Source organism: Pedobacter cryoconitis (genome assembly GCF_014200595.1).
GTDB classification, from domain to species: Bacteria; Bacteroidota; Bacteroidia; order Sphingobacteriales; family Sphingobacteriaceae; genus Pedobacter; species Pedobacter cryoconitis_C.
In genome coordinates, this window is the sequence record NZ_JACHCG010000007.1 from 56,118 (window position 1) to 70,355 (window position 14,238).

General features: G+C 38.3%; 13 protein-coding genes. 6 read left to right on the forward strand and 7 right to left on the reverse strand.

What is annotated here, in order from left to right; all coding sequences use genetic code 11:
* Positions 1 to 107 precede the first annotated feature (107 nt).
* Both HDE70_RS26290 and HDE70_RS26295 read left to right on the forward strand, forming a co-directional pair.
* Positions 108 to 1,136, forward strand: a complete 1,029-nt coding sequence (locus HDE70_RS26290) for an RluA family pseudouridine synthase (RefSeq protein WP_183867285.1) — start codon at positions 108 to 110, stop codon at positions 1,134 to 1,136.
* 7 nt (positions 1,137 to 1,143) lie between these two features.
* The gene (locus tag HDE70_RS26295) at positions 1,144 to 1,983 is read left to right on the forward strand and encodes an aminotransferase class IV (protein ID WP_183867286.1); all 840 of its coding nucleotides are present in this window, start codon (positions 1,144 to 1,146) and stop codon (positions 1,981 to 1,983) included.
* 8 nt (positions 1,984 to 1,991) lie between these two features.
* Here the strand turns inward: HDE70_RS26295 and fmt are convergent, their stop codons facing one another.
* Positions 1,992 to 2,900, reverse strand: a complete 909-nt coding sequence (fmt, locus tag HDE70_RS26300) for a methionyl-tRNA formyltransferase (RefSeq protein ID WP_183892315.1) — start codon at positions 2,898 to 2,900, stop codon at positions 1,992 to 1,994.
* A gap of 114 nt (positions 2,901 to 3,014) precedes the next feature.
* Between fmt and HDE70_RS26305 the strand changes: the two genes are divergently transcribed.
* A complete protein-coding gene (locus HDE70_RS26305) occupies positions 3,015 to 4,064 on the forward strand; it encodes a DNA topoisomerase IB (RefSeq protein WP_183867288.1) in 1,050 nt (349 codons plus the stop codon).
* Between the two features lie 7 nt (positions 4,065 to 4,071).
* On the opposite strand, the gene HDE70_RS26310 is transcribed toward HDE70_RS26305, so the two are convergent.
* Entirely contained in the window at positions 4,072 to 4,821 is a 750-nt protein-coding gene (locus HDE70_RS26310) for a DeoR/GlpR family DNA-binding transcription regulator (RefSeq protein ID WP_183867289.1), read from the reverse strand.
* An 88-nt stretch (positions 4,822 to 4,909) separates the two neighbouring features.
* Here HDE70_RS26310 and HDE70_RS26315 point away from each other — a divergent pair, with 88 nt between their 5' ends.
* Positions 4,910 to 5,461, forward strand: a complete 552-nt coding sequence (locus tag HDE70_RS26315; RefSeq protein WP_183867290.1) for a 5' nucleotidase, NT5C type — start codon at positions 4,910 to 4,912, stop codon at positions 5,459 to 5,461.
* A gap of 58 nt (positions 5,462 to 5,519) precedes the next feature.
* On the opposite strand, the gene HDE70_RS26320 is transcribed toward HDE70_RS26315, so the two are convergent.
* Positions 5,520 to 5,732: a hypothetical protein gene (locus HDE70_RS26320; protein ID WP_183892316.1), complete on the reverse strand. Its 213-nt coding sequence runs from the start codon at positions 5,730 to 5,732 to the stop codon at positions 5,520 to 5,522.
* Between the two features lie 17 nt (positions 5,733 to 5,749).
* Positions 5,750 to 7,006, reverse strand: coding sequence for an exo-beta-N-acetylmuramidase NamZ domain-containing protein (locus HDE70_RS26325; RefSeq protein ID WP_183892317.1), 1,257 nt, complete (start codon positions 7,004 to 7,006; stop codon positions 5,750 to 5,752).
* Positions 7,007 to 7,111: 105 nt separating this feature from the next.
* On the opposite strand from HDE70_RS26325, the gene HDE70_RS26330 reads away from it, so the two are divergent.
* Entirely contained in the window at positions 7,112 to 8,332 is a 1,221-nt protein-coding gene (locus HDE70_RS26330; RefSeq protein ID WP_183892318.1) for an ABC transporter permease, read from the forward strand.
* Positions 8,333 to 8,404: 72 nt separating this feature from the next.
* Here the strand turns inward: HDE70_RS26330 and HDE70_RS26335 are convergent, their stop codons facing one another.
* Positions 8,405 to 10,813, reverse strand: a complete 2,409-nt coding sequence (locus HDE70_RS26335; protein ID WP_183892319.1) for an alpha/beta hydrolase family protein — start codon at positions 10,811 to 10,813, stop codon at positions 8,405 to 8,407.
* 183 nt (positions 10,814 to 10,996) lie between these two features.
* On the opposite strand from HDE70_RS26335, the gene HDE70_RS26340 reads away from it, so the two are divergent.
* The gene (locus HDE70_RS26340) at positions 10,997 to 12,301 is read left to right on the forward strand and encodes a DEAD/DEAH box helicase (protein ID WP_183867295.1); all 1,305 of its coding nucleotides are present in this window, start codon (positions 10,997 to 10,999) and stop codon (positions 12,299 to 12,301) included.
* Between the two features lie 70 nt (positions 12,302 to 12,371).
* Here HDE70_RS26340 and HDE70_RS26345 read toward each other — a convergent pair whose 3' ends face one another.
* Together HDE70_RS26345 and mazG are read right to left on the reverse strand one after the other, a co-directional pair.
* Complete coding sequence (locus HDE70_RS26345) at positions 12,372 to 13,277, reverse strand: Rpn family recombination-promoting nuclease/putative transposase (RefSeq protein ID WP_183892320.1); 906 nt, start codon at positions 13,275 to 13,277, stop codon at positions 12,372 to 12,374.
* A 117-nt stretch (positions 13,278 to 13,394) separates the two neighbouring features.
* Positions 13,395 to 14,201: a nucleoside triphosphate pyrophosphohydrolase gene (gene mazG, locus HDE70_RS26350; RefSeq protein WP_183892321.1), complete on the reverse strand. Its 807-nt coding sequence runs from the start codon at positions 14,199 to 14,201 to the stop codon at positions 13,395 to 13,397.
* Between the last annotated feature and the right edge of the window lie 37 nt (positions 14,202 to 14,238).

Below are 14,238 nucleotides of genomic sequence, written 5' to 3' on the forward strand. Positions count from 1 at the left end.
TTTCTACAACTTAAAGATTAGTTTTGTAAAATGGAATTATTATAGGGTCTGCTCTCCTAAAGAGTGTCAGGCTGTGTATTTGTCCATAACATTTGATAAAATAAATAATGGAAAACAATAACAACGGACTGGAATTAGAAGAGCAGGATTTATACGAACATTTTAATATTGTTGTAGACAAAGGGCAGTCCTTATTGCGAATAGATAAATTTTTGATGCACCGTATGGAGAATGCTTCAAGAAATCGCATACAAAATGCGATTGAAGCAGGGAATGTACTGGTGAATAAAGCCACTATAAAAGCTAGCTATAAAGTTAAACCAGCTGATGAGATTTCGATCGTGTTTCCCCATCCGCCAAGAGATACTGAAGTTTATCCGGAAGATATCCCATTGGATATCGTTTATGAAGATGATGATTTACTGATTGTGAACAAGGTTGCAGGAATGGTTGTACACCCCGGGTTTAACAATTATACAGGAACACTGGTTAATGCGCTTGCTTTCCACTTTGAATCCTTACCACAATTACCAGGTAATGAAGGCAGACCAGGATTGGTACACCGTATTGATAAAGATACTTCGGGACTGCTGATTATCAGTAAGAACGAAATTACGATGACCAAACTGGCCAAACAGTTTTTTGACCATAGTATCACCAGAAAATACCTGGCATTGGCCTGGGGTGATATTAAAGAAAATGGTACAGTTTCCGGTTATATTGGCCGTAGTGCCAAAAACAGGATTGTTATGGACGTTTATGACGAAGAAGACAAAGGAAAATGGTCAGTTACGCACTATACTGTTTTAGAACGTTTAGGCTATGTAACTTTAATTAGCTGTCAGCTTGAAACAGGTCGTACACACCAGATCAGAGCTCACATGCAGCATATTGGTCACCCATTATTTAACGATGCGAATTACGGCGGAGATAAGATCCTTAAAGGAACAACGTTTACAAAGTATAAACAATATGTAGCCAATTGCTTTGAGATGTTACCGCGACAAGCTTTACATGCGCAGACTTTAGGCTTTATACACCCGACTACCAAGGAATATATGGAATTTGAAGCCCCATTACCTCCGGACTTTGATTCTGTACTTAACAAATGGAGAAACTACATCGCACAGCCATAAGAATTTAATGCAACAAGAATATATTTTACATAACGATCAATTCATTGCGATAGACCAAACTATCCTGACAGCCAAAAACAGAGGCTTCAGGTATGGCGACGGGCTGTTTGAATCTATGCGGATGTCTGGTGGTAAACTGAAGTTCGCCGAATTGCATGCTGATCGTTTGCAGGCGGGGATGAATGCACTTAAAATGGAAGGCGGGATTCTGTTTGATGATTATTTCCTGAAACAGAAAACCGCTGAACTTTGTAAGCGCAATAAACTAAAAGATAATGTGAGGTTCCGTTTATCTGTTTACCGGGAAGGCGATGGACTATATACGCCAGATAGTAACAAATCGGGTTATGTACTGGAAGCAGGTCCGCTTGCTACAGGAGGTTATGAACTGAATAAAAAAGGGCTGATTATCAATGTTTATGATGAGATCACTAAACCGATTAATAAACTTTCCACTTATAAGACCAGTAACTCGTTACTTTATGTGATGGCGGGCTTATATAAACAACAAAACCGGTTGGATGAAGCTTTTATCTTAAATCAACACGGCTTTCTTTGTGAAAGTATCAGTTCTAATGTTTTTGTGATTTACGATAAGCAGATTTATACTCCAGCACTTTCCGAAGGATGTATTGCCGGGGTAATGCGTAATGTAGTCATGAAAGTGGCTAAAACCAACCAGATCCCTGTGATAGAAGCACAAATTAATCCCGAAGTTTTAAATGAGGCAGACGAGGTGTTTATTACCAATGCTACATCCGGTATCCGATGGGTGATGGGCTATGGTAAAAAACGATATTTTAATGAGATAACCAAGTCTTTAAGTTCTTTACTCAATGCGTTATAGCTATTTAGCTATAAACGCATTCCTCTTAAAAATTCATCAACCATCATTCTTTTTTTACCTTCATACTGTACATCCAATAAAGAGATATAACCATCCTGAGCAGCAAATTTTAAATAGTTTTTACCGTCGGTTATAAACATACCCGGGCTTACTGAAGGAATTGTTTCTTCAAACCCTGCTTTAAAAATCTTGATTGTTTTTTCATTTAATTCTGCAAACGCTGTAGGATATGGACTAAGCCCCCTGATCAGGTTATAAATTGTTTTTACAGAATTGTTCCAGTCCACTTTGCAGAATTCTTTGAAGATTTTAGGGGCATGTTTTAGCTCAGCAGAAAAAATCTGAGGTTGTTCTTTATAGTCATTGGCTTCAATTGCTTTTACTGTTTTAACTAATAAACCAGCACCAGCATCCATGAGGTGATCATGAAGATCGCCAGCTGTATCGTCTTCAGCAATTGGCACTGTCTCTGAGAAAATTACATCCCCGGTATCGATTTCATGTTTCAAAAAGAAAGTAGTGACTCCGCTCTCTTTTTCTCCATTGATGATTGCATGATTGATTGGCGCTGCGCCGCGATATTGTGGTAAAAGAGAGCCATGCAAATTAATTGTTCCTTTAGCAGGCATATTCCATACTACTTCCGGTAACATACGGAAAGCCACCACCACATGCAAATCTGCATTTAAGGCTTTCAGCTCTGCGATGAAATCGGGATCTTTTAATTTCAACGGTTGCAATACATTTAAACCTTTTTCTACAGCATATTTTTTAACAGCGCTTTCCTGTAATTTCTGACCTCTCCCTGCTGGTTTGTCCGCTGCGGTAACGACTCCTATGATGTCAAATCCGGCCTCAGCTAATGCATTTAAAGAAGCAACGGCAAAATCTGGCGTTCCCATGAAAACTATTTTCATATGTGTTTGTTTGGTTTATTTGTTATCAAATTATTGTAAGGCCATGATGGTTAAGCATCCTGTCTTTCTTTAGCAAAATAACTAAAAATTTAACGCATATTTTGTTTAATCTATATGGTTCAGACTTCAGAAGAAATTAAAGAAATTGGTTTGGTATACGTTACTGACAGTATGCCTGGTCTTTACCGTAAAGGAAAACCTGGAAAGTTTTATTACGAAGATCATAATGGTCAGCGGGTAAAAGAGGAGGCGCAGCTGGAAAGGATTAAAGCACTGGTATTACCACCTGCATGGACTGAGGTCTGGATTGCCGCAAAAAAGAATGCTTATTTGCAGGCAACGGGGCTGGATGCAGCAAAAAGAAAACAATACCGTTACCATACCAAATGGACTTCCCGGAGATCTGATCTTAAATATTACCGGTTACTGGAATTTGGGAAAGCTTTACCGCAAGCCAGAAAAAGAATTGCGAAAGACCTGAAAAGGCCTGTGTATGATGAAAAAAAGGTTTTGGCTATTTGTGTACAACTGATGCAAAAGACGCTCATTCGCGTTGGTAATGAGGCTTATGCGCAGCTTTATGGTAGTTATGGTTTATCTACTTTGAGAAACAAACATGCTAAAATAAATGGGAATGTACTCCAGTTAAAATTTGTGGGTAAAAAGGGGGTAAAGCAAGAAGTTGCGCTCAATGATAAGAACCTCGCCAAAATGGTCAAAAGCTGTATGGAGATTCCCGGACAAGACTTGTTTCAATATTATACAGCCGATTCAGAACGCAGGGCGATAGATTCAGGAATGATTAATAATTATATCAAAGAAATTACAGGGAGTGATTTTACGGCTAAAGATTTCCGTACCTGGGGTGGTACACTGGAAGCCTTAAGACAACTGGCTATTTGTACAGGCAATGTGGAAGAAGAACGGCCTAAGAAAAAGATTGTTACCGAAGTTATGAAATGTGTGGCCAGTAAGTTAGGAAATACGCCTGCTGTCTGCAAAAGTTCCTATGTATATCCACTGCTGATCGAAGCTTTTGAACAGGATCAATTGTTAAAGTATATGAAGAAAATACATACCACTAAACCCGATACTATCCAGGCGATGGAAAATGATGAAAAAGTCCTGATGAAGTTTCTTAAAGCAGTACAAAAGAAATTATAGCTGAATTTTATTCTAATCTGATGCCCAGGTCACGATAACTCTTCAGGTTTTCATGCTGAGGATCTGTATCTGTAATAATGATGTCAAGGTCACTGGTACTGGTGATATAATAGGGTTCTGTGGTATCAAGCTTTTCAAATGTAGCAATCGCGATCACTTGTTTAGAGGTTTCGACCATTGCTTTTTTAATCTGGCAGTCTTCATAGCTAATCCCCGTAACCCCGGAAATCAGATCAATACTGCATATTCCAAGAAAACAGATGTCCGGACGGATACCCCGGATGGTTTGTATGACTTCAAAACCTGTTGTTGAAAAAGATGATTTATTTAATCTGCCACCTAGAAAAATAACTTCAATAAAAGGGTGATCTTCCAGTACAGTAGCTACCGGGAAGCTGTTCGTAATTACTGTAATTTGCAGATCTCTGGGTAAATGTGTTGCAATGGCAAGTACAGAAGTCCCTGAGTCGAATAAAACGACCTGGCCGTTTTTAATCAGCTTAATTGCTTTTTGCGCGATGATTTCTTTATGTGACACATCATAATGTTCTCTTTCCCGAAAATGCTGCGGGATAGGGGAACGGGAAATAGCTCCGCCACGCACTGCTTTTAACAATCCCTGATCTGATAATTCTTTAATATCACGTCTCACGGTGTCTTCAGAAACCTCTAATAGGGTGCTTAAATCTCCTAAAAGTACTTTTCGTTCTTTACGAATATGCTCAATAATCAGTTGTAATCTTTCGGCCTTAATCATCTTAGTTGCAAATATACAAATAAAAACTATTGTATTATTGCAATATATTGCAACTTATCGCTATATTTGTTGCAATATATTACGAACTATGAATAGAGATAGAAAAACAATAGCCATTGATATGGATGGAGTAATTGCCGATACAGAAGCACAGTTTATGGATTGGTATGAAAAAGAACACGGAATACGGGTACCAAGAGAAGAGAGACTGGGTGTGCCGGAGCCTGATGGATTTCCTGACAAGACTGCAATCAGAAGGTATGTTTATACACCAGGCTTTTTCAGGACAATTCCTGTAATGCCGGGTGCAATTGAAGCGGTAAAAACATTAATGGAAGATTATGAGGTTTTCATCGTATCTGCTGCAACAGAATTTCCACAATGTTTATCAGAAAAGCTAGAATGGTTAAATGAATATTTTCCTTTTATCAGCTGGACAAACATTGTTTTATGTGGCGATAAGAGTATTATCGATACCGACTACCTGATTGATGATCATTGTAAAAACCTTGACTTTTGTAAAGGAAAGCCAATTATGTTTAACGGATCGCATAATGTAAATCAGTTACACCATACCCGGGTAATGAATTGGGATGAAGTATTGGATTTGTTTGAGAAAGAAAGGCTTTCAGCCGTATAAATCTTTTGATATGCCGGAATAAAGATAAAACCTCCTCCCAATTTGGGAAGAGATTTCTTTATGCATCTTTTTCAGGTGCTTTTTTTATAGATTCAACGGGCTGTTCCTCCCGTTCTCTCTTTTTTGCGGGATTCTTAAACTGAGGTTCATCTTTATTATAATCTTCATCCTCTGGTTTTTTTACGGCTTTATTTCCTTCATCAACCTCAGGAATAGGTTCTTGAAAGTTGCTGCTTGGTTTTTCATTTTTTCTTTTAGGGTCCTTGTTCATCACTGATCAGTTTAAGGTTAAGGATACAACAAGTATTTCTTGCGCATCTTTTTATACTGACTTAATCCTGGTTCCCAGCTTGCCCTGATTTCTTTTTCAGATTTGCCTGCAATAATTTGCTCTTTTAAGCTATAAACTCCAGCAAGCTTATCAAAATTATTCATTTGCTTGCTGAGCTTGAAGTTGAAAAAATCTGCTTTATCTGGATAAGCCTGGTACAATTCAATAAGCCACTTAAGGTTTAACACCTTATCTTTCCTAAGGTTTGAAATATTATAATTTCTCAGGTCTAAACCATAACATTCCTGATTTTGATGCAAAGGGGTTTCTGCCATTCCTTTGATACTTTTAGGTGTGAAAGAAAAGCTATATTTTCCTTTCAGTGCGGGAGCGCCCAAAACAGTAAATGGAAACTGAGTTCCGCGCCCCTGACTTAAATAAGTTCCTTCAAACAGGCACAGTGTGGGGTAAAGTAAAATAGATTGCTGTGTATTTAGATTTGGAGATGGCTTAACAGGCAAGTCATAAGGCATATCGTGGGTATAGTCCGCTACCTTAATAATCGTGATCTTGCATTCCACTTTATTTTTCAGCCAGCCTTCTCCATTTAGCATTTGTGCATATTCTCCAACGGTCAGCCCGTGGACAATTGGAATTGGTTTCAGCCCAATGCCCGATACCAGTCTGGAATCCAGAATTGGGCCGTCTATATAAAATCCGTTAGGATTTGGTCTGTCCAGAATGATCAGTTCTTTTTTGTTTTCTGCGCAAGCCTGCATCACATATTGCAGGGTATTGATATAAGTGTAGAAACGTACGCCTACATCCTGAATGTCAAAAACCATGATGTCAACATCAGCTAAATCTGCCGGGGTAGGAATTTCGTGTTTACCATATAAGGAAACTGCTTTGATTCCTGTTTTCTGATCGATTGCATCGTCTACTTTGATTCCCGCGCTGGCATCCCCTCTGAAACCATGCTCAGGACCGAAGATTTTGACAATATTTACACCGCGTTTTAAAAGGCTGTCTACAGACGTGGTTTCATTAATCACAGAAGTTGGATTGACAACCATTCCAACCCGTTTTCCTTGAAGCAGTGGCAGATATTTCTCTGTTTGAGCCGCTCCGGTCAGAATTTTATAGTTCGTAATTTTCTGTACTGCTGGTTTCAGGCCGGAACTATCGCTATCATTAATTTTAGAGTTAGCACAGGCTTGCAGGCTAAACATAGCCAGGCAAACCGGGAGTATTATTGAGGAAGATAGTTTCATAAGACCTTTTTTTACTTATTATGGTTGAATTCAAAATCAAATAACCATTTTTGCTATTGTCTGTTTTTATTTAACCAGGCTCTAAGTTACAGTTTATTAAAAATTTTGAATACAGAATATTTCATAGCCAGGCGAATTGCCATTAAATCAGAACGCACATTTTCTAAACTGATCGTCCGTATTGCTATTGCGGGGGTGATGCTGAGTCTTGCGGTCATGATGTTGTCGGTGGCCATTATCAAAGGTTTTAAAACAGAGATACAGGAAAAAGTAAGAGGATTTGTTGGCGATGTCAGGATTTTTAAACTCGATTTAAATAATTCCTTTGAACTCACACCTTTTGTTCCTACAGCCAAAACTTTAGCTGACCTGAAAGAAAATAAGGATATCGCTTATTTTCAGTCCTATGCTACAAAACCAGCTATCATTTCTGCAAATGATGAAGTAGAGGGGATTAACTTTAAAGGAGTAGAACGTAATTTTAACTGGGATTATATCAAGAAACATTTAGTTAGTGGCAGGATCATGGACTTTTCTGACAGTACAAAAGCGACTAAAGAAATTCTGATTTCTTCTTTCACAGCCAACCGGCTGAAGCTTAAAACCGGAGATAGTTTTGTCATGTACTTTGTACAGAATCCTCCCCGCAAACGTCCGTTTAAGATTGTAGGGATTTACGATATCGGGGTAGAGGAAATTGATAAAAGTTTTGTACTTGGAGATATTAACATCATCAGGCGCTTAAATAACTGGCAGCCCAATGAAATTGGAGCGATTGAAATCAAACTCAAAAACTTCTCCCGTTTGCAGGCAGCCTCCGACAAGATTTATTCGTCCATGGAGATTAACCTTAAATCAGAATCTGTTAAGGAATATTTTCCGAATATCTTCACGTGGTTATCCCTTCTGGACGTGAATACCAGGGTATTGCTTGTTTTAATGATGATTGTGGGGGTAATTAATATGATTACCGCTTTGCTGATTATGATCCTGGAAAGAACTAATATGATTGGAATGTTAAAAGCTTTTGGGATGACGGACTTCAGTGTAATGAAGGTGTTTTTATACAATGCCCTTTATCTGGTTGGAATAGGTTTGTTATTAGGGAATATCCTGGGGCTGGGTTTAGGGTTTCTACAACAGTATACGCATATATTCAGGCTGAATCAAGGGTCTTATTACTTATCATATGTGCCTATTGAGTTTCATTTTATTGATGTGCTGATTCTTAATCTGGCCACCATTGTAATTTGTTTTATAGTATTGATCCTGCCATCTTTACTGGTAAGCAGAATCTCTCCGCTAAAAGCGATACGTTTTAAATAACGTTTATATTGAACATAAAAAAGGTTGCAATCTATGAAGATGCAACCTTTTTTATGTTCAATATTTAGTTTTTTATTTTGCGTTTTTCACATATTTATCTAACCATGAATTCATCTCCCACAGGCAGTGTAAGATGTTTTCTTTACCACGGTAACCATGGGCTTCATAAGGTAAGAAGACCAACCTTGTTGTTCCACCATGACCTTTGATCGCATTAAACAAACGCTCACTGTTAATCGGGAAAGTACCTGTATTATCGTCAGAATCTCCATGAATCAATAAAAGCGGGGTTTTAATCTTGTCCGCATAACTGAAAGGGCTCATTTCATAATAGAGTTGTGGAACTTCCCAATAAGTACGGTCTTCATTCTGGAATCCAAAAGGAGTCAGTGTTCTGTTATAAGCGCCACTGCGTGCAATACCAGCTTTAAACAGGTTAGTATGTGCCAGTAAATTTGCAGTCATGAATGCACCATAACTATGTCCGCCTACTGCCATTCTGTTTCTATCTCCAACGCCAAGATCGGCAAGTTTATTGATTGCAGCTTCTGCATTTAGTTTTAACTGGTCAACGAAAGTATCATTTGGTTTTTTCCCTTCCTTCGCTACAATTGGCATTTCTGCATTGTCAAGCACTGCATATCCTTGTGTAACCCAGTAAATCGGGGAACCCCAGCTTAACATGGTAAACCGATCTTTAGAACCTCTGATTTGCGCTGCATCAGCCGCAGAGTTAAACTCACGTGGATAAGCCCAGATCAATGTAGGCAATGGGCCATCTTTAGCTTTGTCATAACCTTTTGGTAAATATAAATTACCTGTAAGATCTATTCCATCAGCACGTTTGTAAGTGATTTTTTCTTTAGTAGTTCCTTCCAGACCTGGGTATGGATTAGTGAAATCAGTTACTGGTCTGTCGGCCATTCTTAGTACCAGGTTTTTAATATAATAGTTTGGTACATCTTTTTGTGACTCTTTTCTGGTTAGCAACACTAACTTGTTAGCATCCAATACATCTACAACATATTCGTAAAAACCTTCTGCACTACGCCAGATAATCTCGTTCTTTTTAGAAGCCAGATCAAATTTCGCCAGGAAAGGTAAATCACCTTTTGGAGAAGAGCCTGTAATATTGTTCATTAATAACTTTGTTCCGTTATCTACAGTCTGTACAACCTGACGGCCAAAAGCATTTTTTTCTGTAACCGGGCTACCTGGGTTATTGTAATTATCAGTCTCATTTAATTCATACAAAGTCTCTATTGTTCCTTTAGTTGGATTATAGCGACTTAATTTGATGGTTTGTTTACCACGAAGTTCTTCTTTAACCAGGGCAAGAGTTTCATTCCCCCAGATGGTTTCACGGTAACGGGTAACTGTTTTAAAAAGCTCTTTAGCTTCACCAGAGAATGGTGCGCTTAAAGCATAGATTGCATCATGAAATGGTACTTGTTTTTTGATCAGTCCGCTGTCCAGTGGTTGTGCCCATGTAATCGTTGCTGCCTGATCAGCTCTCCACTCATAACCGCGGGGAACATTCTGTGTATTGTCATTTCCGGATGGTGTACTTTCTTTAGAAGGTAATTCGGCCAGAACTTTAATCGATTTACCAGACAGATCCGTAATTTTAACAGTCCTGGGAAAACCATAAGCAGGAACCAGGTAAGAGAAAGGTTTACTGACTGTTTCCTGCAAAAGATATTTTTTGTCTGGAGAAACATTGACGTCAGCATACATTGCCGGCTGCCCGATTAAGGTTTGTGTACCGTTTTTATATTGAACTAATTGTGAGGTGGCAAAGAACTCGAATAATTGCTCATCAAATGGGGTTTTAATTAAATCCTGGTAGGTTGGGTTTGGCGCAGCTTTACCAATATTCTGTTGTATAGAAGGTCCCTTAGGCATTAATGGTTTAACCGGGATTGCACTGGCTGGTTTTGTAGCTATTCTGTATAAAATGGTCTGGTCATCTACCCAGGTAATTCCACCACCCAAAGTTACATTTAAAGGTTGTTGGTTAATTTTAACCGCTTTTAAGGTTGCGATATCTATAATATATAAATCAACACCTTTTTGAGTGGTCTGTGTAAAAGAGATTTTATTTTGTGAAGGATTCCATGCGGTATTAGCTGCGGCCAGTAAAGCAGGAAGGCCAGTAATTTTAGCGATTTTTCCTGTTTTAATATTTTTCAGTGTAAAGTCGTTAATAAATGTCTGTCTGCTTGGAGAGAAATTATTAGGGTTGATGCGTAATCCTGCGATGCGGAATTCAGGCATTGCTAATTCTTCCACAGAAGGATAAGAGTTTCTCGTGCTGAGCAGCATCCATTCTGCTTTGCTATCAAGGCTCACTGTAGGTGTAGGGCTGGCTAATAAAAGATCGGCAATTGCTTTAGGTGGCAGTTGGTAGTTGACCGCATCTTGTGCAAATACGCTTGTGGCAGCAGTAAATAAAAATAAGGTCAGTAATGTTTTCTTCATATTGATGGGAATTTGTTAATCTGGTAAAACTACAAAATCCAGTTGCCTGATCGGCTTTAATCGTATCAAAATATTGATACAATAGGATTTTAAATCCGATATTTTACGGTTTCGCACAGATTATACCGGATATTGTGCTTATTTCCGTAAATTTGGCGAAATATCAATTTTAACTGAAATACTGTGTCGTTAGATAAATTAAAACTAAGTAAGCCCCTGATTACAGCAATGACTGATGCAGGGTACTTAACCCCCAAAGAAATCCAGGCGAAAACTATGTCTAGAATTCTGGGTGGACAGGATATACTTGCTGTAGGTCCGGAGGGATCAGGTAAAACAACAGCCTATATCCTGGGCGTTTTAATGCGTTTGAAGTATACGAAAGATGATGCGCCAAAAGTGTTAATCCTGGTGGCTGACAAGGATCGTGCAATTGCTGTAATTGATCAGTTTATTTCATTAAGTAAGAACAGAGATCTGAATATTGTTGGTCTTTATGGTACTGGTGGGGTAGAAGCTGAAGTTAATGAATTGGTTTTGGGTATCGATATTGTTGTCGCTACACCAACCAGAGCAAGAGCCATCTATTTGAAACTGGGTTTGAACCTAAGTAAACTTCAGACTTTTATTGTGGATGATGCTGCATTAATTGTACAACAGGGAATGCAATTGCCTGTTTGTGAATTGGCCAGAAGTGCTGGTAAATGTCAGCATTTAGTTTTCACAGAGGTTATTCATGAAAAATTAACTAAAATGACAGATCAGTTCCTGAATTTCCCTACGGTAATTGAAGTAGAGGATTTTGGGGATGCAAAAACTGAAACTGTTACACAGGTTCTTTACCAGGTTCCGAATTATAAGACTAAAGTAAATCTGCTGCGTCATTTATTACGTGATGATGAAGTATTCAATAAAGTGGTAGTTTTTGTAAATTCAAGGCTTACTGCACAAAAAGTAGCTATCAGTATCGCAAGCCCTAAAGAAATGGAGTTTTCTATGTTCAGACCGTTACATTTTGATGAAAATGGTTTTGATGATTTTGAAGATTTCAAACAGAGTGAAGAAGCTAGAGTATTGGTGGTAGCCAATCAGGGTGAAGGCCCGTTGAATCTGGATGGTATTCCTTTTATCTTCCATTTTGATGTACCTGAAGAAAAGGAAACTTTCCTGAGCCGTATTATTAAAAACAACGAGAATCCTGAAGAAGTAGTCGCGATTACTTTTGCTACTGATATGGAGCTTGTTCAAGTGAAAAAGATTGAGCAATCAATTGGCCGGAAACTTGAATTGATGGAGCTGCCGGAAGAGCTATTTGTAGAGAAAACATTAAGAACAAAAGGTTTTGATAAAAACCGGGTGGTCAAAGTTAAAGCTGAAGAACCTGCTGGTGGCGGAGCTTACCATGAGAAAAAAGAAAGCAATTCAAAAAATTATAATTATGGTATTGGCCAGAAGGCCAAGATGACTATGAAGAAAAAACATTCTTAGCCTAATAAAAACAAAGGGGCTTGTTTTCACGAACATGCCCCTTTGTTTTTATAATAATTTCAGTGAAGGGCTACAAGTCTTCGATTTCGCTGATTTGTAAATCAGTAATTTCGGCGATCTGCTGAAAAGACAATCCCTTTTCTTTCATTTTAATAACAGTTTTTCGAACATTCTCTTTGATGCCTTGTTCGATACCTGCTTGGTGACCTTCTTGATGCCCCAATTGGTGCCCCAGCTCTCTGGCTTCGTTAAGGGCGTAATCCAGTACGTTTTGATTATCCCATTTCCGCTTTAAATTGTTATCCCACAACATTTTTTCCTCCTTTGTTAGATTGGTGTATTGAGCAATATTAAATAGTTTTTCAAATACCGGTGTGGCGTAACCAGCTGGTATTTTATCCATGCTGCCCATATTTTTGAGTGCAAACAGCCATTTATCAAGACCAGTCTCTAATTCATCAGCTGTCTTTACAAACTTATGTAATTCTATATAAATATAGCCTGGTTTTTCATAAAATACTTTTCCTGTATTTCTGTCACATAGGTTTATTTCGTGAAAATATTGTTCTTTTGAGAAATCACTGGCGATGGTATCCTCCAGTAAAGCAATCAAAAACACCTCGGTTAACTTATATCCCCACGAACTTCTCTTGCCTTTAGGGGCCTGGTCGCTAATTAAGCGGCTGGTATAAAATAGCGCACGCTGTTTAAAATTCTGCTGCTTGCCCCGCTGTATCTCAATAATAAAATGATCATTGTGATCCCCGGTGCAAAGTAAGTCAAAGATGACCCCACCGTCTTTTTTGAGTTCCCCGGGATGTTCATTCTTATTGTAAATTAAATCTACAATATGCTTTCGGCCATTAAAGACTTCATTCAGAAAATCTATCAATAAATCTTTATTAGAATCACTTCCAAAGATCTTTTTAAAAGCAAAATCTACCAGTGGATCTATATACTTTGTGGTTTGGAACATATAAGTAAGCTTGAAAAATAATTATTATTATTTCTTTTAAGCAAACTTAATTCCCTTTCATGTAATAGTGGTAATTTTTAGTGTAATAGCAGCAACTTTTTCTAATTCTTAAATCAATTATAATTTCTTCGCCTCATTCCAGTACACATCCATTTCTGCTAAAGTCATATCCTGCAAAGCCTGGCCATTATCTTTTGCCTTACTTTCTATATATTGGAAACGCTTGATGAATTTCCTGTTAGTTTTTTCCAAAGCATTCTCAGGATTGATCCCGATAAATCTTGCATAATTGACCAGTGAGAAAATAAGATCTCCAAATTCTGATTCTGCTTTTTCAATATCTATTGCCTCATTATCAACGACATTATACTCATTTTTAAACTCTTGAAGCTCCTCTTCTACCTTTTCCCAAACCTGAGTCTTATTTTCCCAGTCAAAGCCGATCCCTCTTGCTTTTTCCTGAATTCTGCTAGCCTTTACCAAAGCCGGAAGAGAAGCAGGCACACCACCCAATACAGATTTGTTGCCTTCCTTTAACTTAATCTGCTCCCAATTACGTTTGACATCATTTTCATCCTGTACCTCCGCATCGCCATAAATATGAGGATGGCGATTGACCAGTTTATCACAAACACTGTTCAGCACATCTACGATTGTGAAATCATTAGTTTCTGAGGCGATCTTCGCGTAAAAAACAAGGTGCATCATCACATCTCCCAATTCTTTTTTAACCTCAGTTAAATCCCCATCCAGAATCGCATCGGATAACTCATAAGTTTCTTCTATGGTCAGGTGACGTAAGGTCTCCATCGTTTGCTTTCTGTCCCACGGACATTCCGTTCTTAAGGTATCAAGTACAGTTAACAGCCTTTGGAATGCAGTAGAAGGATCGGCTGCGGTGATAGGAGGAATGTGGTTTGGCATGGGATTTTTATTTAATGTAAAGCGCTAAAATAACAAA

What these genes read in the sequence shown, in the direction of transcription:
- HDE70_RS26290 (WP_183867285.1), top strand. Translation starts at nt 108, where the DNA reads ATGGAAAACAATAACAACGGACTGGAATTAGAAGAGCAGGATTTATAC.
- HDE70_RS26295 (WP_183867286.1), top strand. Translation starts at nt 1,144, where the DNA reads ATGCAACAAGAATATATTTTACATAACGATCAATTCATTGCGATAGAC.
- fmt (WP_183892315.1), bottom strand. Translation starts at nt 2,900, where the DNA reads ATGAAAATAGTTTTCATGGGAACGCCAGATTTTGCCGTTGCTTCTTTA.
- HDE70_RS26305 (WP_183867288.1), top strand. Translation starts at nt 3,015, where the DNA reads ATGGTTCAGACTTCAGAAGAAATTAAAGAAATTGGTTTGGTATACGTT.
- HDE70_RS26310 (WP_183867289.1), bottom strand. Translation starts at nt 4,821, where the DNA reads ATGATTAAGGCCGAAAGATTACAACTGATTATTGAGCATATTCGTAAA.
- HDE70_RS26315 (WP_183867290.1), top strand. Translation starts at nt 4,910, where the DNA reads ATGAATAGAGATAGAAAAACAATAGCCATTGATATGGATGGAGTAATT.
- HDE70_RS26320 (WP_183892316.1), bottom strand. Translation starts at nt 5,732, where the DNA reads ATGAACAAGGACCCTAAAAGAAAAAATGAAAAACCAAGCAGCAACTTT.
- HDE70_RS26325 (WP_183892317.1), bottom strand. Translation starts at nt 7,006, where the DNA reads ATGAAACTATCTTCCTCAATAATACTCCCGGTTTGCCTGGCTATGTTT.
- HDE70_RS26335 (WP_183892319.1), bottom strand. Translation starts at nt 10,813, where the DNA reads ATGAAGAAAACATTACTGACCTTATTTTTATTTACTGCTGCCACAAGC.
- HDE70_RS26345 (WP_183892320.1), bottom strand. Translation starts at nt 13,277, where the DNA reads ATGTTCCAAACCACAAAGTATATAGATCCACTGGTAGATTTTGCTTTT.
- mazG (WP_183892321.1), bottom strand. Translation starts at nt 14,201, where the DNA reads ATGCCAAACCACATTCCTCCTATCACCGCAGCCGATCCTTCTACTGCA.